Source organism: Hoeflea sp. CAU 1731 (genome assembly GCF_039888615.1).
GTDB lineage: Bacteria > Pseudomonadota > Alphaproteobacteria > Rhizobiales > Rhizobiaceae > Flavimaribacter.
Genome location: NZ_JBDQQS010000011.1, coordinates 105,541 through 124,684 on the forward strand (window position 1 = coordinate 105,541; position 19,144 = coordinate 124,684).

Below are 19,144 nucleotides of genomic sequence, written 5' to 3' on the forward strand. Positions count from 1 at the left end.
GCGCAGGTCACGGCAGATTAATGACCTGGCCTGGATGGATAAGGTCGGGCCTGCCGTTGAGCTCAGGATTGGCCTGCAGGATCTGCTCGTAGAGAGCCCCGTCTCCAAGAATTTCGGCGGCGATGTTCCACAGGGTCTGTCCCGGCTTCACCTTGTACTGCGCCGCCTGGCTTGCGGTGTCCGGAACCGTCATGCTTTCCTTCTGCGGAGCGTCTGATTCGGTGTCCGGCTGAGTATCGGTCTTGTCCGTGTCCGCCGTCGTCGGTTTTACTTCGGCAACGTCCGGAAGTCCCTTCTCCAGCTTTGCCTCGATTTTCGGGATTTCTTCCGGTTCCGGCTCCATCGTCAGCGAACGCTCCCACTGGAACCTGGCCTCGGTTCTGCGGTTGGCGCGCCAGTATGCGTCTCCCAGGTGATCGTTGATTGTGGGATCTCCCGGCAGCAATTCGGCTGCGCGCTCGAGTTCCTCCACAGCGTTGTCATAGTCACCGAGGCGATAATAGGCCCAGCCGAGCGAATCGACGATGTAGCCGTCATTGGGGCGCAGCCGCACGGCGTCACGGATCAGAGCCATGCCTTCTTCGAGATTGATGTTCATGTCGACCCATGAATATCCAAGGTAATTCATGACCTGCGGCTGATTGGGAAACAGTTCGAGGGCGCGTTTGAAATTCGGTTCGGCCTTTTCCCATTCCTTGATCCGCTCATAGGCGATTCCGCGCTGGAAATAGATATTCCAGTGCGACCGGTTCGGCAGGACGCCGATCGCCTTGACGGCCTTGTCGTAGTTCTGCGCCATCTCGTCGTACTCCTTGGCTTCAGACAGGACACTGCCCAGAGCCAGATAGGAGCGGAGATCGTCAGGGTTTTCCGCCACCAGGCCGTTCAGATAGGTCTTTGCCTCCTCTACCTGTCCGAGATCGGCCAGGTTGAGCCCGAGCTGCAATTGTGCGACGCGGTGCATGACGGAGTTATCGGGTATAGCGCGGTAAATCGCGTTTGCGCCTTCAATATCCTCGAGTTTGGCGGCAAGATCGCCAAGTATGATCAGCGTCGAGGCATTGTCCGGATCGAGGGCCCGCGCAAAATTCAGATACAAGGCAACATAGTCTTGCGCGCCTTCGCGGTTGAGTGCACTGCCGATTGTGAACAGCACAGCGGCTGCTCCCTGCTCGGGGCTTGCGATTTCGGCCGCCGGAGGCATGTCCGCCTCGATCATGTCATGCAATGTTTCAAGCGGCATGTACCCATTTGCAAAAGCGCTTCCGGACGCAAGCGCGTCAAGAGCGGCGCGCTTGTTTCCGCTGCGCGCTTCCATGCCGGCGAGCGCCATGGTGGCGCGGATGAAGGTGTCAGGCGCAGTCCGGGCGGCTTGCTGGTCGAGAATGAGGGACGTGTAAAGGCGTCGCGCCGCGTCCTTGTCGCCGTTCAGTTCGCGAATCGATGCGATGTGAAACATCTTGAAGATGTCGTACCAATCCGGTCCCGAAAGCGATTCGACCTGGGAAATGGCTTTATCGGCGTCGCCTTCGCCATAAATCGCCCAAGCGGTGAGAAGTCCGTTGAGCAGGCGCTCGAGATCGACGGCGCTGCCTGGGTCGAACAGCGTCTGCGCGCGTCCGAATTCTCGCTTCCTCATGGCGTCGACGCCAAGCGCGAGGGCCGCGACGGTTGCGACATCAGTTTCCGTCTTGAGTTCCTGGGCGAGTTCCACGCCTTCCTCGAAGCGGCCGTTTTTGAAAAGCAAGAGCATCAGCCTCTGCTTGATATCAATATTATCCGGTTCGTAGCTAAGCGCTTTTGCGTAAAGGTCGATCGCCGTGTCCAGTTCAAGATCGGCTTCCGCGCTCTGGCCGGCGAGAACAGCGCCTGCATAGCTATTGGCTATCGTCGTATCGAAACCGGCGTCGGACGTCTGGGCAAGGGCCGAAGCGGGAAGGGCGATGAACGCGCCAATCGTCGCTGCACCGAGTAGCCGCTTCAATTTCCGTTGCAACATATTGTTTATTCCCGCAATTGCATGCTTGTTACAGATTCTTCGCCAAACGTGATCTTCAAGCATGGCTATTTTTCGTCAAGACGCCGGATCTCTTGCTTTTGCGCCGCAAGTTGCTGGTCAATAAACGCGGCTGATGCAAAATTCGATCACATCCAGCAAGGCGTCTTTTTCCGCCGTTTCCGGCAAAGGCGCAAGAGCATCGCGCGCAATTGCTCCGTAATGCTCCGCACGCGCGATCGTGTCGTTCAGGGCGTTCGTCGCGCGAAGCAGCTTGTGCGCCGATTCGAGGGCCTCATCGTCGTTCTTCCCTTCCTCGATTGCAGAGCGCCAGAAGGTCCGGTCCTTTTCGCTTCCGCGTCGGTAGCTCAGAACGACGGGAAGCGTGATTTTTCCTTCCCGGAAGTCGTCGCCGACATTCTTGCCAAGAGCCGCCGCCGAGCCGCCATAGTCGAGCACGTCGTCGACGAGTTGGAATGCCAGACCGAGATTGGCGCCGTAGGACCGCAGCGCGTCCCGTTCCGCCTTGCCGGTTCCCGCGACGATCGGGCCCACTTCCGCGGCCGCCGAAAACAGCGCCGCCGTCTTGGCGCGGATAACGGCGAGATAGTCGTCTTCCGTTGTCTCCATGTTCTTCGCTACGGAAAGCTGAAAGACCTCGCCTTCCGCAATGACGGAAGCGGCTGTTGAAAGCACGTCGAGCGCGTCCATGGAGCCGACATCGACCATCATCCGGAAAGCCTGTCCAAGCAGGAAATCGCCGACAAGAACGCTGGCCTGGTTGCCCCAGATCATTCGGGCCGTCGACTTGCCGCGTCTCAGGTCGCTCTCGTCCACCACGTCGTCATGCAGAAGCGTCGCCGTATGCATGAATTCGACGCTGGTTGCGAGCTTGACGTGGTTTGCGCCCTCGTATCCGAACATCGTCGCCGAAGCCAGCGTCAGCATCGGCCGCAGGCGCTTACCGCCGGACGAGATCAGATGATTGGCGACCTCCGGTATCATTTCGACGTCGGAGCCGGCCTTCGACAGGATGAGCTGGTTTACCCTTTCCATGCCGGGTTTCGTAAGATCGACAAGCTTCTTTATCGACGCGGCATGCCTGTTCTTTTTCTCAAGGGGTATTACAACGCCCAATTTTCAAAAACTCCTGTTTCCTCTACCCGATAACAATAGAAACAGGCACGTGCGGCGACAAGGGTTAATAGTGACCACCGGACAATCTATCGTGTATTAAAAGCCATGCGTCGGCGTGAACGTTGAGTCGAGCCCGCAGTTGAAAGGCAGCGCCTCGATCATGTATCCATGTCGCGCGTATCCGCGCCAGGAAAGGGAAGTGGGTGAAGGAACTGCTGAGAACCAACAATGTCGTGACCATATCTTTCGTCACAAGCTTGATGAAAGACGCCGGCATCGCCTGTTTCGTCGCCGACGAGAATATGAGCGTGCTGGATGGTTCCATCGGCATATTGCCGCGCCGCATACTCGTTGATCCCGACCGAATGGACGAGGCGCGCAGCCTTGTTGAAAGCGCCGGACTGGCGGAAGAACTGAAGCCGCCGAAATGACGGCGATGACGGGCAACCGGCTGAAAGGCGTCGATAGCGAAACAGTTGACGCCTTCCACTACGGCGCTTTTCATGTGATCCAGCCGAAGGGGCAGGGACATCGCTCGGGAAGCGACGCCATGTTTCTTGCAGCCATGGTGCCTGGCGACGCTCGCGGAAAAGTGGCCGATCTCGGGGCGGGTTCAGGCGCTGCAGGCATGGCCGTGGCGTCGCGCGTGGCCTCTGTCGAGGTGACGCTCGTCGAGCGGTCTGCAATGATGGCGGAGTTTGCAAGACGCTCCGTCGATCTCGAGGCCAACGCGGCGCTGAAACCCCGTATGAATGTGATTGAGGCGGATGTGGCGCTGACCGGCAAGGCGCGCGCTGCGTCGGGTCTGCAGGACGGCGTCTACGATCATGTAATCATGAACCCGCCATTCAACCTGCCGGCCGATCGCAAGACCCCCGACGCGCTCAAGGCCGAGGCGCACGCCATGCAGGCGGAGATGTTCGACAAATGGCTGAGAACCGCCAACGCCATCGCGAAGCCCGGCGGTCAGCTTTCCCTGATTGCGCGCCCGCAATCTGTCGCGGAAATCCTCTCTGCCTGTCAGAACCGCTTCGGCGGTCTGTGCATCACGCTCGTTCATCCGCGCCGCGACGCCAACGCCACCCGGCTTCTGCTCTCCGGCGTCAAGGGAAGCCGGGCGCGACTGGAATTCCGCCCGCCGCTAATCGTCCACGATGGCGACGGTCACCGGTTTACGGCACGCGCCGCCGCCCTGAACAACGGCAAGGCGCATCTGCCACGACGGTAGAATTTGTCCGATCGTCTCCGTATTTTCATCCGGTTCCGCGAGAAGACCGCCGCTGCCGGATACAACTTCTCCATCCTGCTCAAATGGTTCGGGGAGCTTTTCTGGCCTCTCGTCGTTGCGCCGCTGTTCATGTGGGTTCGTGTGGCGCAGGCAGCGCAAGTGCTTCTGGCATCATTCAAAACGAGACGGCTGCCGGTTTCCCGAACCGGGCGGCCGTGCATTTCAAAGCCAATCTGCCCGCGAAGTTAGAAGCGGGCGATTGGTCTACTTGTGACCGGCGTGTCCGCCTGCAATCTCGTCCGTCTGTTCTTCATCCAGATCTTCCGGCAGAAGCAGGTTCAGAACGATGGCGATGAACGCCGCCGGCAGAATTCCCGACGTCAGCAGAACTTTCACCGTGCCCGGCATGAAGAACAAGGCGTTCGGCTCCAGTTGAAGACCGAGGCCGATGGAGATCGAGATCGCGAAGATCACCATGTTGCGGCGGTTCCAGTTCACATCCGAAAGCATGGAGATGCCTGCGGCCACGACCATGCCGAACATTACAATCACGCCGCCACCGAGAACCTCGATCGGGACCGAGGAGACGACGGCTCCGATTTTCGGAATGAAGCCGGCGATGATCAGGAAAATCGCGCCAATCGTCACCACGTTGCGGCTCATGATGCCTGTCATCGCGATCAGCCCGACGTTTTGCGAAAAGGATGTGTTGGGCAATGCGCCGAAAACGCCAGCGACCGCGGTGCCGACACCATCTGCAAACGTTGCGCCGCGGATCTCGTCGGATGTCGGTTCGCGACCAGCGCCGCCCTTGGTGACGCCCGAGACGTCCCCGACGGTTTCGACTGCGGACACGAAAGCCATGAGGCAGAAGCCGATGATCGCGGCGATCGAGAACTCGAAGCCGAAATGGAACGGGTTCGGCAAGGCGAAGACGGCGGCGCCGGCTACATTGGCGAAACTCACCATGCCGAACATCCAGGAAACAACATAGCCGACGATCAGTCCGATCAGGACCGCCGAAACCGAAATCATACCGCGCGTGAAGAACTTGACGCCGAGCGTGACGACAACCACCAGCAAGGCAATGCACCAGTTAAGCAGCGATCCGTATTCGATGGCGGAAAAATCCGCTGCATCGCCGCTTGCCTTGGCGGCAGCCAATTCATTGGCGAGCTGGTTCATCGCAGGCACGCCGCCGGCAGCGTATTGTATGCCGACTTGAACAAGCGCCAGTCCGATCATTGAGACGACGAGGCCGGTCACGAGCGGCGGCAGCGCAAATCTGATTTTTCCGATGAAAAAGCCGAGGCAGGCGTGGAACAGTCCGCCGACAATCACGCCGCACATCAGCACGCCCATGGCTTCGACGCCCTTTCCTGCCACCAGAGGTATCATGATGGGAATGAAGGCAAAGGACGTGCCCTGCACGATGGGTAGACGCGCGCCGATGGGGCCGGCTCCGACGGTTTGAAACAGTGTCGTGATACCGGCGAACAGCATCGACATCTGAATCATGTAAATCATGTTGGGAAAGTCCGGCGAATTCGATCCGAATCCGAAACCAGCGGCGCCGGCTACGATGATTGCCGGCGTGACGTTGCTGACGAACATCGCCAATACGTGTTGAATGCCAAGCGGCACGGCCGATGCTAGCGGTGGTGTGTAATTCGGATCCCTGAGTTGTTCAGGTGTCCCAAGTGCGGTTGATGTGGACATCCGGCTTCCCCTTTTTAGCACGGACCAGAAATGCGGCCCGTCAGAGTCCATGCAACCACCAATTTTCAATGGAGTCGCAGAAATCTTGATGATCTCAGTATGTTTTCCTCAGGAAACTCCAGGTTTTGAACAAGTATCAGACGATACTATATCAACGAGCGCGCTATTTTCTGTATCGGCGCCCGTCAGGACATTCACTCGCTGACTTGGCGTGTCGAGCGTTCCAGCCACGCCGGCTCGATCTCAACGCCCCAGCCGGGTTCGTCGGTGACGCGGGCCTGGCCGTCCACGATCTCATAGGGGGATGACCGGAAAAGACCCTCCTGCCATGGATAATAGTCCTCTTTCTCGATCGAAAACTCGAGATACTTTCCGGCGTTCGGGATCGCTCGCAGAAGATGCATGGTGAAGATCGTGACCATGGACAGATTAGCGCAATGAGGCGTGCAGGGGATGCCGGCTTCATGCGCCACGCGCGCGACCTGCATTGTCCGGTACATGCCGCCCAGATAGCAGACATCCGGCTGGATAACATCGACGACGCGGCCATCGATCATGCGTTCCCAGTCGACCAGCGAACAATCCTGTTCTCCGCCGGTCACGTCGATATTGAGCGCCTCGGTGACCTGCTTTGTCTGTTCGTAGCGCCAGTAGGGGCATGGCTCCTCGTAGTGGCTGACGCCGTTATCCTGAAGGAACCGGCCAATCTCTATAGCCTTTTGCGGCGAATAACAGGAGTTGGCGTCGACTAAAAGTGCGGTTCCGTCAGCCATTGCCTTGCTGATCGCTGGCACGATCTCGTCGGTGCGGCCGGGCCATTCGTCCTTGTCATGTCCGCATTCGGACCCAATTCGAAACTTGACGGCGGTAAAGCCGTAGTCCTGCTGCAATTTTTTCAGCCGTTCAGCCTCGTCGGCCGGCGTTATGTCGCGCTTCATCGAAGACGCATAGGCGCGAACGGTTCCCGGCGAGCCTCCAAGCAGTTCGCAGACCGGCTTGCCCTCGAGCTTGCCGCGCAGGTCCAGAAGCGCGGTGTCGACGCCGCCCATGGCGCGCACCAGGTAGGATCCTGGAAATTTGTGCTCGCGCTCCGGAATGATCTCCATCAGGCGAGCAATGTCGAATGCGTCCTGACCCAATGAATAAGGCGCAACCTGGCGATGAAGCACCGCAGCCGTGATGTCTGCGTTGTAGGGGGCCACTTGTCCCCAGCCTTGCGATCCGTCTTCGGCGGTGACCCGGACGAAACACACAAATGCGTCAGTAAAGGTTTCGATAGAGCTGATTTTCATTTCGGACCCTGGCGTGATGGCGCCCACAACAGCGCGGATCGGTTTTCGGCTTGCCAAAATATGCGGAATTGGCCTCTATAGTAGGTCCGTTTTGCATAAAATCACATACCAATCGAGACATGCATGAAACGTCATGGAGGCGCGCTCCTCTCGTCAATCCGCATCGACCGGACATCTGACCGGCGCTTTTCGGTGCAGCTTTACATGGCTCTGCGCGAACTTCTGCTCTCGGGCGCGTTCAACATCGGCGACCGGATGCCCGCGACCCGCACGCTTGCTTTGGAAATCGGCGTATCGCGGACGACGGTGATCGATGCGATCGATCGTCTGGTTTCTGAAGGCTTGCTGGAATCACGCGTTGGAGCCGGCACATTCGTCAGTAAAACGCTCGCGGTGCAGATCCGACTGTCGGATTCGGCGCAAGGCGATGTCGGCGCTATGGCGCCCCCGAGACTCTCGCGGATGACGGCCCGCGCCGCGAATGCATTTACGCCGCGCAGTCGCCTTCCGCACAAATCCGAGCCGTTCATCACCGCGCTGCCGGCGCTCGACGCCTTTCCGATGGCGCAGTGGGCCCGGCTCTCCGCGCGGCACTGGCGCAAGGGGCGTGACCATATCGGAGGCTATGGAGAGCCGTTCGGATATGGTCGGCTTCGCTCGGCGATCGCGCAACAACTGAATGCAGCGCGCGGGATCAAGTGCGGTCCGGAGCAGATATTTATCGTCAATGGCGCGCAACACGCCTTCGCCACCATTGGTCTGATGCTGGTCAATCCCGGTGAAGCGATCTGGTTCGAGAATCCGGGCGCCGTCGGCTCGCGCAACGCTTTCCTCGCCTGCGAAGCGCGACTTGTGCCCGTTGACATCGACGCCGAAGGCTTCTGCGTCGAGGAGGCGCTGGAAGAGGAGCCCGATTTCCGTCTGGCCTTCGTCACGCCCTCGCACCAGCAGCCGCTTGGTCTCGTGATGAGTCTTGCGCGCCGGCTTGCCCTCTTGCAGGCGGCGAAAGACGCTGACGCGATGATTGTCGAGGATGATTATGATGGCGAATTCTACTATGGAGAACAGCCGCCGCCGACCCTCAAGAGCATCGACACCCAGGAAAGGGTCATCTATGTCGGCACGTTTTCCAAATCGCTGTTTCCCTCGTTACGGCTCGGCTACATTCTCTCGCCGAAAGGACTGGTGGAGAGTTTCGAACGTCTGTTCACCACCTGGCAGAGCGGCGCGCCCACCTTCAATCAGGCGATTGTCGCCGATTTCATGGATGAAGGATTCTTTGCAACCCACGTCCGGACCATGCGGCAGATCTACAAGGCGCGTTACGAAGCGCTCATGGATTCCGCAGACAGGATTGGCGAGTGGGTGGATTTGCAGCCCACAGGGGGCGGCTTTCACACGACGGGCTTCCTGCGGGCGGAAATCGAGGAAGCAGACATCGTGTCCGCCGCCGCAGCCGCCGGTGTAACGACTGCGCCGCTGGGGAGATATGCGATAGCCCCTTACCGGCGAAAAGGGCTGGTTTTCGGTTTCGGGAGCACGCTGCCGGAAGATATCAAATCCGGAATGGAGACGCTTGGACGTGTGATGGGCCAGCTTGGAAAAACCCGGCAATTGGTCTAAGAAAAATTCTGCAATGGATATATTTTGCAGTCCAATCAGCCCATACAGTTTCGGAGTTAGGCTCCGACGGTGCTGAAAACGACAAGAGGGAGACGACTATGCGGATGACTATGAAAACCGCTGTGCTACTGGCCGCGACAACGCTGGCTGGAATGGGCAGCGCACAGGCCGAGACCTTGAGATTGCTGACATGGGGCGGATATGCGCCGGAGAACGTGATCGCCAAGTTCGAAGAAATGTATCCCGACATCGATGTCGAGGTAACGCTTTCCAACAACGAGGAAATGGTCGCCAAGCTTCGCGCTACTGGCGGCGCCGGTTTTGACCTCGCGCAACCGAGCCACGACCGCATCTACGCGCCGCAGCTCGAATATGACATCTACAAGCCGCTCGACATAAGCAAGATCGATACGTCCGTATTCGAGCCGAAACTGCTCGACGGCGTGAAGGCGAATACAACGATTGACGGCGAAGTCTACGCCGTGCCGCACCAGTGGGGCACGTCCGGCTTGATGGCCGACAAGTCGAAAGCGCCGGATTTCAAAAGCTGGGGCGATCTCTGTGATCCGAAGTACAAGGGCAAGACCTCGATGCGCCTGAAGCGCACGATTTTGCTCGGCACCGCTTATTCTATGGGCGAGGATCCGTTTGCAACCTATTCGGACCTCGACGCCTATCAGGCATTGCTCGACAAGGTGGTCGAGAAGCTCAGCGCCTGCAAGGACAATATCAAGGCCTACTGGAAGGGCGGCGACGACCTTTCGGCCATGATGCTTTCGGGTGAGATCGTTGCTTCCGAAACGTGGGATTCGACGGCTTACAAGCTCTACAATGAAAACAACGATATCGTTTTCGTCCCGCCTGAAACGGGTGCGCTTGCCTGGATCGACACCTTCGTCATTCCGCGCAAGGGCGAAGCCGATGACGCCGCCTACAAGTGGATCAATTTCGTGCTGCAGCCGGAGATCTCCCAGATGATGTCTGAAAGCACCGGCGCAATTGTCGCAGTCAAGGGCGGCAAGGATCTTCTGCCGGATCATCTCAAGGCAGCCGTCAATGCGGCCTTTACGGACGAAGATATCAACAACCTGAAGTTCTTCGCCAACATTCCTCCGGGCGTCGAGGACATGGAAGGCAAAGCGCTGGAGAAAATTCAGGCCGCCACCGGAGGCTAATCCGGTTCTCCTCGATCCGGTGGACGGCTCCCTTTGCGGGGCCGTCCGCCAACTTGCAAATATAACGCCATCCAAGCAGGCCGCCACGTGACCGATTCTGCAGTCTCCGACCTCGAATGCAGTAATGTCTGCAAGAATTTCGGCTCCGTTCAGGCCGTCAAGGATGTTTCGTTCGAAATACCAAGCGGCTCGTTCTTCTCCATTCTCGGACCCTCGGGATGCGGCAAGACCACTCTGATGCGCATGATCGCCGGCTTCGAGGAACCTGACTCCGGCGATATCAGCATCAAGGGGCGCTCGGTTCTCAACGTTCCGCCTAACCGGCGCAACGTGAAGATGGTTTTCCAGCATCTCGCCCTGTTTCCGATGATGAACGTCTTCGAGAACATCGCCTATGGCTTGCGGTGCATCGGCGCGGATCGCGACGAAATCAAGCGCAAAGTCCAGGATGTGCTCAACCGCGTGGCCCTGCCGGATGTCGGCGGTCGCGAAATTTATCAATTGTCCGGCGGCCAGAAGCAGCGTATCGCGATTGCCCGCTGCATGGTGCTCGATCCCGACGTGCTGCTGCTCGACGAACCTCTGGGCGCGCTAGACCTGAAGTTGCGCGAAGCCATGAAAATCGAACTGAAGCTGCTGCAAAATCAGTTCGACACGACCTTCGTCTACATCACCCATGACCAGTCGGAAGCGCTCGTCATGTCCGACCGCGTCGCAGTGATGAATAATGGTCGGTTCGAGCAGATCGGCACGCCGCAGGACCTCTATCATCATCCCAAGACTGCCTTCGTGGCCGGTTTCGTCGGTGATTCCAATCGCTGGACCGGCAAGGTGACTGCAGTTCAGGGCGATGAAGTCATTGTCGAGACTGACGGCGGCATGAGCGCTCGCTGCCGTCCGGGAGAAGGAGCCTCGGTCGCGGCGGGCGATACGGTCACGCTGTTCGTTCGGCCCGAGTTCGTACATCTCGCCCAGGGTCGTAAGGCGTCGGGCGAGAACAGTTTGCAGGGCAGGGTGGACAACCTTTTGTTCAACGGCGCCAACAGCCGGGCCCTCGTCCGGCTCGGATCGGGAGAACTGGTCGAAGTCGACGTCACGCTGAAGGGCGGGGCAAACGACGTGAAGCCGACGGACGAAGTCGCGCTTTCCTGGTCGGCTGACAATGCGATCTGTTTCGCGGCTGGAGAAGGGCGATGAACCAACGGGACGCCCGGCGACTGTCGCTAATCCTGCTGTTCATGCCTTTTGCGCTGTGGATCCTGCTTCTTATCCTGTTGCCGCATATCGGCATGGGGGTCTTGTCGCTTCGTGAAAAGATCGCCCCGCGCCAGTATGAATTCGGCTTCGACAATTACATCGAATTCTTTATCGAGCCGATCTACTGGCACATCATGGCGCGCACCGCCATCATGTCGCTGATCGTGACAGCCCTGGCGCTGGTTATCGGTTTTCCTGTCTCCTACTACATCGCCAAGATCGCCGGTCCGCGCACGCGCGGCGCTATGTTCATGTTCTGCCTGATCCCGCTCTGGGTCAGTGATCTGATCCGCGCCTTCGGATGGATATTGCTTTTGCGCGAAACCGGCGTGATTTCGGGCGTGTTGCAATGGTCCGGTCTGATCAGCGAGCCAATCGAACTGCTGTACAACGACGCGGCCGTAATCGTCGGCCTGGTTTACACGGTCATGCTGTTCATGATCGTTCCGCTGACATCGACCATGGACGGCATGGACGATTCCATGATCGAGGCGGGATACAATCTCGGTGGAAACGGCCTGACCGTGCTGAGGCGCATCATTATTCCCTATGCAATGCCCGGCATCGTGTCGGGCTCGATCATTGTGTTCATGCTGACGGCCGGCAGTTACCTGACGCCGGTGCTGCTCGGAGGGAAATATTCGAGCTGGTTCACCCAGACCATCTACGATCAGTTCATCACCCGCTACAACTGGGAGTCCGGCGCCGCCTTCGGCTTCCTTCTGCTGATATTCACGTCGCTGGTCGTCTGGATCGGACTGAAGCTTTCCGGCCAGTCGCTCTCCAGCACCGTGGCGCGGAGCTAGAATATGGCGAGCACAGGCGGAAACCAGGCTTTTGCAGTGGGCTACCGGCTCTATATGGCGGCCTTTTTCATCTTTCTTGTGGCGCCTCTGATCGCTGCCGGGATCTTTGCTTTCAACGATTCCGTGTTCCCATCTCTGCCGTGGAAGGGCTTCACGCTCGACTGGTTTTTCGGAACGTCGGAGCCGAAACTCGGTATGTTCCACGACAGACGGCTGCTTCAGGGCCTCTACAATTCATTCGTCATCGCAGTATCGGTCGCGCTGCTGTCGGTTTTCGTCGGGACCTGCAATGCGTTTCTGTTCGTGCGATCCAGCCTGCCCGCGAAGAATTTCTTCTACATCATCATGGTCCTGCCGTTGGTCATTCCCGGCGTTATTCTGGGCATCTCGATCCTGGTGCTGGCCAGCACAGTCGCAAACACGCTCGATGATTCCTACGGTATCGATCTTGGGTTTTTAAGACCTGGCATTGTGCTTGTGGTTCTCGGCCAGTTTTCATTCATCGCGACCATTACGTCGCTGGTGATTACAGCCCGCCTCAGGAAGTTCGACGCCACGATGGAAGAGGCTGCCTACAATCTTGGCGCCAGCCGTGTCCGGGTTCTCTGGTCAATCACGCTTCCCTTCCTGCGACCGGCCATGATCGCCGCCGGCATCGTCGCCTTCCTGGTCTCGTTCGAGAATTTCAATACGACATTGTTCCTTGTCGGGTCAGAATCGCCGCTGACCATCACCATGTTCGATCGTATGGCCAAGGGTGGCTCGACGCCGGTGCTCAACGCCGTTTCCTTCTTCCTGATGCTCGGTTCCGGACTTCTGGCCATCATTTCCATTCTCGTTCAGCGCGACAAGACCGCCCGGTAATTACGGATACTCAACAATGCAGTCGTTTGATTTCGTCATTGTCGGAGCGGGATCGGCTGGAGCAGTGCTCGCCAACCGGCTTTCGGAGAATGGCCGGTACAGCGTATGCCTGCTGGAGGCCGGCGGCACCGACAAGAACTTCTGGATCTGGATGCCGATCGGCTACGGCAAGGCGTTCTACAACGAGCGCATCAACTGGATGTACCGCACAGAGCCGGACGCGGAGCTCAACGGACGCGTCGGTTACTGGCCGCGCGGCAAGGTGCTGGGCGGATCGAGTTCGATCAATGCGATGGTGTTCATCCGGGGACAGCACGCCGATTACGAGGACTGGAAGGAAATGGGCAATGCCGGCTGGGGCTGGGACGATCTCCTGCCCTATTTCCGCAAGCTCGAATCCTTCGACCAGGGCGCGAGCGACTATCGCGGCGGCGATGGCCCGATCCACGTTTCGACGGTGAAAGATCTGTTGCATCCGCTTTGCGATGTGTTTCTGGAAGGCGCGCGACAGGCCGGCTTCAGCGACAATGCGGATTTCAACGGCGCCGACCAGGAAGGGATCGGCTGCTACCAGATCAACACGAGAAACGGCTATCGCATGTCGACTGCTCGCGCCTATCTGGCTCCGGCCAAGCGGCGTCCGAACCTGACGGTGGTGACCCAGGCGCATGCGACCCGGGTGATCATGGACGGAACCCGCGCAACAGGCGTCGCCTTTCAGAGACGCGGCAAGCAATACACGGTTACGGCCCGTCGCGAGGTGATTTTGAGCGCCGGGGCGGTCAACTCTCCACAGATCCTCATGCTGTCCGGTATCGGCCCGCCGGAGGAGCTGAAGAACCACGGCCTCGCGGTCGCTATCGCCCGCAAGGGCGTCGGCCAGAACCTGCAGGATCATCTCGGGCTGGACTTTCTCTACCGGTCCAAGGCGCCGACACTCAATAATATGCTTCGGCCCTGGTGGGGCAAGATGCGCTACGGGTTTTACTATGTCTTGACCCGTTCGGGTCCGCTGTCGCTGAGCGTCAACCAGGCCGGCGGTTTCGTCCGGTCGTCGCCTGAACGCAAGCGGCCGAACATGCAACTCTACTTCTCTCCCGTCAGTTACACGAAGGCGCCGAAAGGCAAGCGCCCGCTCATGAGCCCGGATCCGTTTCCCGGATTTCTGCTCGGCTACCAACCAACACGGCCGACCAGTCGTGGTCATATCGCCCTGCGCTCCGCCGATGCACTTGCAGCGCCGGCGATCCATCCAAATTCACTGAGCACGGAACATGACCGGGTCGAAATGATTGAAGGCAGCAGGCTGATGCGGAAGATCGCAGAAAGCCCGGCGATGCAAACGGTGATCGATGAGGAAATCGTTCCGGGGCCCGCCACGTCGAGCGACGCGGATTTGCTCGCCGACATACGTCGAAGATGCTCGACGGTCTTCCATCCGGTCAGCACCTGCCGCATGGGTCCGGATCCGGAAACCGATGTCGTCGACACGCGGCTTCGCGTTTACGGAGCCCGGAACCTGCGTGTCGTCGATGCTTCGATTTTCCCGACCGTAATATCCGGAAACACCAATGCGCCTACGATGATGATCGGAGAGCGGGCCGCCGATCTCATCCTCGAGGATCAGGGCGACGCCTGACGTTGCAGCGTTGGCGTAATCTTTGACCATTGCGTTTGCGACAATAGTACATACATCTGGATGGCAATTGATTCCGGAGAACACTTTGACGATGGCGCGATTCAAGAAACTGGTCCCGAAGCGATTTCGAAACGAAGGAACCGTGATACCGGTCATTCGGCTGCAGGGCGCGATCATGCCCGGCGGTAACCAGTTCCGTCCGAATCTCAACCTGGCAGGCGTTGCGCCTTTGCTCGACAAGGCGTTCGGCGACAAGAAGGCGCCGGCCGTCGCCATTTCGATCAACTCGCCCGGCGGTTCACCCGTCCAGTCGCGGCTAATTTTCCGGCGAATTCGCGATCTCGCCGCGGAAAAGGAAAAGAAGGTCCTGATGTTCGTCGAGGACGTCGCTGCTTCGGGCGGCTACATGATCGCCATCGCCGGCGATGAAATCTACGCCGACCCGTCATCCATCGTGGGCTCCATCGGCGTCGTTTCGGCAAGCTTCGGTTTTCCCGAGATGCTCAACAAGATCGGCGTCGAACGCAGGGTCTATACCGCGGGCAAGAACAAGGCGACGCTTGATCCGTTCCAGCCGGAAAATCCGGCCGATGTCGAGCACCTGAAATCTCTGCAGCTCGAGGTTCACAAGGTGTTCATCGACATGGTGAAGGATCGTCGCGGCGAGAAACTCGCTGACGATGACGATCTGTTTACAGGTCTGTTCTGGTCCGGCCTGCGGGGCAAGGAACTCGGTCTTGTCGACGAACTGGGCGACATGCGGTCGGTTCTGAAGAAAAAATTCGGCGAAAAGACTGAATTGCGGCTGATTTCGGCGTCGCGCGGTCTCTTTGGACGGCGCGCCACCGGAGCGTCAGTGGAGAGCTGGGCCGGCGCGCTGGGCGCCAACGCCACGGACGGGCTGATCGGTTCACTGGAGGAGAAGAGCCTTTGGAACCGCTACGGTTTGTAAAATCCGGCCGACGGCGTTCAGCCGCACACGAAACGGAGGAGGCGGCGACATGGCGCAACTGATGATGCTTGCCGCAGTCGGCATCGTCGCCTGGTGGGGCTACAAGAAATTCCTGGCAGAGGCCAAGCGCGTTTCGGCTTCCGTGCGGCGCGCCGAAAAGGAAGCGACGACCGGCGCACAGGGCACGCTCGTGAAGGATCCCAAAACCGGCGAATACCGTTTGGAAGAGAAATCCGACGATATGTGACGGGCCGTTGCGGCGCGAAGGCCTTGACCGGGCGCGGCTTAAGTGGCACCTGTCCGGCGCATTCCAGACGAGACCAGATCAATCCGGACCCTATCCATGACCGTGCACGCTGGCGACCTGCCGCCGCATATGCAGCCGACCCGTTCCTTTCAGGGACTGATACTTGCGCTTCACAACTACTGGGCGGACTATGGTTGCGTGGTCCTTCAACCCTATGACATGGAAGTCGGCGCCGGCACTTTTCATCCTGCGACGACATTGCGTTCGCTCGGACACAAGCCCTGGAACGCCGCCTATGTTCAGCCTTCACGCCGACCGACCGATGGGCGTTACGGTGAAAACCCAAATCGCCTTCAGCACTATTATCAGTATCAGGTGCTGCTGAAACCTTCGCCGCCGGATCTGCAGGACCTGTATCTCGGTTCGCTGAAGGCCATCGGCATTGATCCTCTGCTGCACGACATACGCTTTGTCGAAGACGATTGGGAGAGTCCGACGCTCGGCGCCTGGGGCCTCGGCTGGGAATGCTGGTGCGACGGCATGGAGGTTTCGCAGTTCACCTATTTTCAGCAGGTCTGCGGCATCGAATGTTCGCCGGTCGCCGGAGAACTGACCTATGGGCTGGAGCGTCTCGCGATGTATGTGCAGGGCGTGGACAATGTCTACGATCTGAATTTCAACGGCCGCGAGAATGGCAAAGTCACCTATGGCGACGTGTTTCTGCAGGCGGAGCAGGAATATTCGCGGCACAATTTCGAGTTCGCCGATACGTCGGTGCTGCTCAGGCATTTCGATGACGCAGAAGCCGAATGCCGGGCGCTTCTCGCGCTGGGCGCGGCGGACGATGAAAATTCCGTACACAAATGCGTGCTGCCGGCCTATGACCAGTGCATCAAGGCTTCGCACGTCTTCAACCTTCTCGACGCCCGCGGCGTGATCTCGGTGACCGAACGGCAGAGCTACATTCTGCGGGTTCGCAACCTTTCGAAAATGTGCGGCGAGGCCTACCTCCTGACCGATGCAGGCGGCTTCGACAACCGCCTCTGAGTTTACCGGAAGTCCTTCGATGCCTGACCTGTTGCTGGAACTGCGTTCCGAAGAAATCCCCGCCCGCATGCAGAAGAAAGCCGCGGGCGACCTGAGAAAATTGGTGACGGATGCGCTGGTCGAAGCCGGCCTGACCTATGAGGGCGCGCGCGAATACTGGACGCCGCGTCGGCTGACGCTGGACGTGCGCGGTCTGACAGCGCGCTCAGCCGATGTGAGCGAAGAACGCAAGGGACCGCGCACCGACGCGCCTGAAAAGGCGATCGCTGGCTTTCTGAGAGGCGCTGGACTTGCCTCCGTCGAGGAAGTGACTGTCCGCTCCGACCCCAAGAAGGGTGATTTCTACGTCGCTGTCATCGAAAAATCGGGCAGGGCGGCCGAAGAGATCATCGCTGAGGCGATGCCGGGCATCATCCGCAATTTTCCCTGGCCGAAGTCAATGCGCTGGGGCGAGGCGTCCGCGAAACCCGGAGCATTGCGCTGGGTCCGGCCGCTGCAGTCCATCCTGTGCACCTTCGGACCCGAGACCGAAGAGCCGGAAGTCATCGCGTTCGAGGTCGACGGGATAGTCGCTGGCAATGTCACCTACGGCCACCGGTTTCACGCGCCCGAGCCGATCAGCGTTCGCCGCTTCGGCGATTATGTCGAGAAGCTCGAAAAGGCGAAGGTCGTGCTCGACGCCGAACGGCGCAAGGAGATCATCCGCACAGACGCCCGCAATCTTGCTTTCGCGCAAGGGCTGGAACTGGTTGATGACGAGGGATTGCTCGACGAGGTGTCCGGTCTTGTCGAATGGCCAGTGGTGCTTTTGGGCGAATTCGAGGAGGCCTACCTAGCGATTCCCGCTGAAGTGATCCGCCTGACCATAAAGGAAAATCAGAAGTGCTTCGTGTTGCGGCCGCAGGGCGATGCGGATGCCCTTGCAAACCGGTTCATCCTCACGGCGAATATCGAGGCAAGCGACGGCGGCGCGGTCATCGCACACGGCAACGGCAAAGTGGTGCGGGCGCGCCTCTCAGACGCGCTGCATTTCTGGAAGACCGACCAGGCCAATCTTCCCGACCTCGAGACCCTGCGCAGTTCTCAGCAAAGGCTTGATCTCGATCTCGAAAAGCCGCTGGATCAGCGCATGGCGAAACTCGATGCGCTGAAGGTGACATTCCATGCGAAGCTTGGAACGCAAGGAGAGCGCGTCGAACGGATACGGCAGATGGCTGGTGAATTGCTGTCGCTCCTGGGCTCCGCACAGATGGATTTCAACGCAATTGCCGGTCAGGTCGATCGGGCAGCGCTGCTCGCCAAGGCGGATCTTACCACCGAGGTTGTTGGAGAGTTTCCCGAATTGCAGGGCCTGATAGGGCGCAAATACGCGCTTCTGCAAGGCGAAGATGATGCTGTCGCAGCCGCGGTCGAAGAGCATTACAAGCCGCAGGGCCCGTCGGACGATGCGCCGACGGCGCCGGTTTCCATCGTCGTGGCGCTGGCCGACAAGCTGGACATGCTTGTCTCGTTCTGGTCGATCGACGAAAAGCCGACAGGATCGAAGGACCCGTATGCGCTGCGCCGCGCGGCCCTTGGCGTTATCCGGCTGACGCTCGAGAACGACCTGCGCCTGCCGCTGACCAAGGCCGGGGTCGATGCGGACCTGCTGGCCTTCTTCCATGACCGGTTGAAGGTCTATCTGCGCGACAAGGGCGCGCGCCACGATCTGATAGACGCCGTTATCTCGCCCGAGGCCGATGATCTCCTGATGATCGTCAAGCGGGTCGAGGCGCTGGGCGTACTGCTTGACACCGAAGACGGCGCGAACCTGCTGACGGGCGCAAGGCGCGCGGCCAATATCCTGGCGGCCGAAGAGAAAAAGAAAACGCGGATCGCCAATACGGTCGACGCCGCGTTGTTGAGCGACGAGGCGGAGAAAATCCTGCTGGACGCGATCGTTCTTGCCGAAAAGGATGCTGCGGATGCTGTCGCAAAAGAGGATTTCACGGCAGCGATGACTGCGCTCGGCGGTTTGCGCGCGCCTGTTGATCGCTTCTTCGACGACGTGCTTGTCAATGCGGAAGACGAAGCTGTGCGGGCGAACCGCCTTGCCTTGCTGGATCGTATCCGAACGTCAACGCAAACGGTCGCGGATTTTTCCCGCATCAGCGGGTGACAGC

The 19,144-nt window shown here is 59.1% G+C and carries 16 protein-coding genes; 12 read left to right on the forward strand and 4 right to left on the reverse strand.

The window, feature by feature from the left end:
* Positions 1-7: 7 nt before the first annotated feature.
* Together AAFN47_RS18195 and AAFN47_RS18200 are read right to left on the reverse strand one after the other, a co-directional pair.
* Complete coding sequence (locus tag AAFN47_RS18195; protein ID WP_499810669.1) at positions 8-1,999, reverse strand: tetratricopeptide repeat protein; 1,992 nt, start codon at positions 1,997-1,999, stop codon at positions 8-10.
* 117 nt (positions 2,000-2,116) lie between these two features.
* Complete coding sequence (locus tag AAFN47_RS18200; RefSeq protein WP_499810670.1) at positions 2,117-3,133, reverse strand: polyprenyl synthetase family protein; 1,017 nt, start codon at positions 3,131-3,133, stop codon at positions 2,117-2,119.
* 260 nt (positions 3,134-3,393) lie between these two features.
* On the opposite strand from AAFN47_RS18200, the gene AAFN47_RS18205 reads away from it, so the two are divergent.
* Positions 3,394-3,564, forward strand: a complete 171-nt coding sequence (locus AAFN47_RS18205; RefSeq protein ID WP_499810765.1) for a putative signal transducing protein — start codon at positions 3,394-3,396, stop codon at positions 3,562-3,564.
* A 20-nt stretch (positions 3,565-3,584) separates the two neighbouring features.
* On the forward strand, positions 3,585-4,361 hold the full coding sequence (locus AAFN47_RS18210; RefSeq protein ID WP_499810766.1) for a tRNA1(Val) (adenine(37)-N6)-methyltransferase: 777 nt from the start codon (positions 3,585-3,587) through the stop codon (positions 4,359-4,361).
* Positions 4,362-4,625: 264 nt separating this feature from the next.
* Here AAFN47_RS18210 and AAFN47_RS18215 read toward each other — a convergent pair whose 3' ends face one another.
* Positions 4,626-6,080 (reverse strand): uracil-xanthine permease family protein, encoded by a 1,455-nt coding sequence (locus AAFN47_RS18215; protein WP_499810671.1) that lies wholly within the window; start codon positions 6,078-6,080, stop codon positions 4,626-4,628.
* A gap of 194 nt (positions 6,081-6,274) precedes the next feature.
* Positions 6,275-7,372, reverse strand: a complete 1,098-nt coding sequence (locus tag AAFN47_RS18220; RefSeq protein ID WP_499810672.1) for a mandelate racemase/muconate lactonizing enzyme family protein — start codon at positions 7,370-7,372, stop codon at positions 6,275-6,277.
* Between the two features lie 123 nt (positions 7,373-7,495).
* Here AAFN47_RS18220 and pdxR point away from each other — a divergent pair, with 123 nt between their 5' ends.
* The 10 genes from pdxR to glyS all read left to right on the forward strand — a co-directional run bounded on the left by pdxR (position 7,496) and on the right by glyS (position 19,140).
* Positions 7,496-8,995 (forward strand): MocR-like pyridoxine biosynthesis transcription factor PdxR, encoded by a 1,500-nt coding sequence (pdxR, locus tag AAFN47_RS18225; protein ID WP_499810673.1) that lies wholly within the window; start codon positions 7,496-7,498, stop codon positions 8,993-8,995.
* A gap of 104 nt (positions 8,996-9,099) precedes the next feature.
* Positions 9,100-10,170, forward strand: coding sequence for an extracellular solute-binding protein (locus AAFN47_RS18230; RefSeq protein WP_499810674.1), 1,071 nt, complete (start codon positions 9,100-9,102; stop codon positions 10,168-10,170).
* 87 nt (positions 10,171-10,257) lie between these two features.
* The gene (locus AAFN47_RS18235) at positions 10,258-11,367 is read left to right on the forward strand and encodes an ABC transporter ATP-binding protein (RefSeq protein WP_499810675.1); all 1,110 of its coding nucleotides are present in this window, start codon (positions 10,258-10,260) and stop codon (positions 11,365-11,367) included.
* Entirely contained in the window at positions 11,364-12,233 is an 870-nt protein-coding gene (locus AAFN47_RS18240; protein WP_499810676.1) for an ABC transporter permease, read from the forward strand. Before AAFN47_RS18235 ends, AAFN47_RS18240 begins: the two co-directional genes overlap by 4 nt.
* 3 nt (positions 12,234-12,236) lie before the next feature.
* Positions 12,237-13,097: an ABC transporter permease gene (locus AAFN47_RS18245; RefSeq protein ID WP_499810677.1), complete on the forward strand. Its 861-nt coding sequence runs from the start codon at positions 12,237-12,239 to the stop codon at positions 13,095-13,097.
* Between the two features lie 16 nt (positions 13,098-13,113).
* A complete protein-coding gene (locus AAFN47_RS18250; RefSeq protein ID WP_499810678.1) occupies positions 13,114-14,736 on the forward strand; it encodes a GMC family oxidoreductase in 1,623 nt (540 codons plus the stop codon).
* Between the two features lie 91 nt (positions 14,737-14,827).
* Positions 14,828-15,688 carry a S49 family peptidase gene (locus tag AAFN47_RS18255; RefSeq protein WP_499810679.1) on the forward strand — a complete coding sequence of 287 codons (861 nt, stop codon included), beginning with the start codon at positions 14,828-14,830 and terminating at the stop codon, positions 15,686-15,688.
* A 49-nt stretch (positions 15,689-15,737) separates the two neighbouring features.
* Positions 15,738-15,935: a hypothetical protein gene (locus tag AAFN47_RS18260; protein ID WP_499810680.1), complete on the forward strand. Its 198-nt coding sequence runs from the start codon at positions 15,738-15,740 to the stop codon at positions 15,933-15,935.
* 96 nt (positions 15,936-16,031) lie between these two features.
* Positions 16,032-16,982 carry a glycine--tRNA ligase subunit alpha gene (locus AAFN47_RS18265; protein ID WP_499810681.1) on the forward strand — a complete coding sequence of 317 codons (951 nt, stop codon included), beginning with the start codon at positions 16,032-16,034 and terminating at the stop codon, positions 16,980-16,982.
* Between the two features lie 19 nt (positions 16,983-17,001).
* On the forward strand, positions 17,002-19,140 hold the full coding sequence (gene glyS / locus AAFN47_RS18270) for a glycine--tRNA ligase subunit beta (protein WP_499810682.1): 2,139 nt from the start codon (positions 17,002-17,004) through the stop codon (positions 19,138-19,140).
* Positions 19,141-19,144: the final 4 nt, after the last annotated feature.

Bases quoted from the DNA above. Each gene is read 5' to 3' on its own strand.
- AAFN47_RS18195 (WP_499810669.1), bottom strand. From the start codon at position 1,999: ATGTTGCAACGGAAATTGAAGCGGCTACTCGGTGCAGCGACGATTGGC.
- AAFN47_RS18205 (WP_499810765.1), top strand. From the start codon at position 3,394: ATGAAAGACGCCGGCATCGCCTGTTTCGTCGCCGACGAGAATATGAGC.
- AAFN47_RS18215 (WP_499810671.1), bottom strand. From the start codon at position 6,080: ATGTCCACATCAACCGCACTTGGGACACCTGAACAACTCAGGGATCCG.
- AAFN47_RS18220 (WP_499810672.1), bottom strand. From the start codon at position 7,372: ATGAAAATCAGCTCTATCGAAACCTTTACTGACGCATTTGTGTGTTTC.
- pdxR (WP_499810673.1), top strand. From the start codon at position 7,496: ATGAAACGTCATGGAGGCGCGCTCCTCTCGTCAATCCGCATCGACCGG.
- AAFN47_RS18230 (WP_499810674.1), top strand. From the start codon at position 9,100: ATGACTATGAAAACCGCTGTGCTACTGGCCGCGACAACGCTGGCTGGA.
- AAFN47_RS18240 (WP_499810676.1), top strand. From the start codon at position 11,364: ATGAACCAACGGGACGCCCGGCGACTGTCGCTAATCCTGCTGTTCATG.
- AAFN47_RS18245 (WP_499810677.1), top strand. From the start codon at position 12,237: ATGGCGAGCACAGGCGGAAACCAGGCTTTTGCAGTGGGCTACCGGCTC.
- AAFN47_RS18250 (WP_499810678.1), top strand. From the start codon at position 13,114: ATGCAGTCGTTTGATTTCGTCATTGTCGGAGCGGGATCGGCTGGAGCA.
- AAFN47_RS18255 (WP_499810679.1), top strand. From the start codon at position 14,828: ATGGCGCGATTCAAGAAACTGGTCCCGAAGCGATTTCGAAACGAAGGA.
- AAFN47_RS18260 (WP_499810680.1), top strand. From the start codon at position 15,738: ATGGCGCAACTGATGATGCTTGCCGCAGTCGGCATCGTCGCCTGGTGG.
- AAFN47_RS18265 (WP_499810681.1), top strand. From the start codon at position 16,032: ATGACCGTGCACGCTGGCGACCTGCCGCCGCATATGCAGCCGACCCGT.
- glyS (WP_499810682.1), top strand. From the start codon at position 17,002: ATGCCTGACCTGTTGCTGGAACTGCGTTCCGAAGAAATCCCCGCCCGC.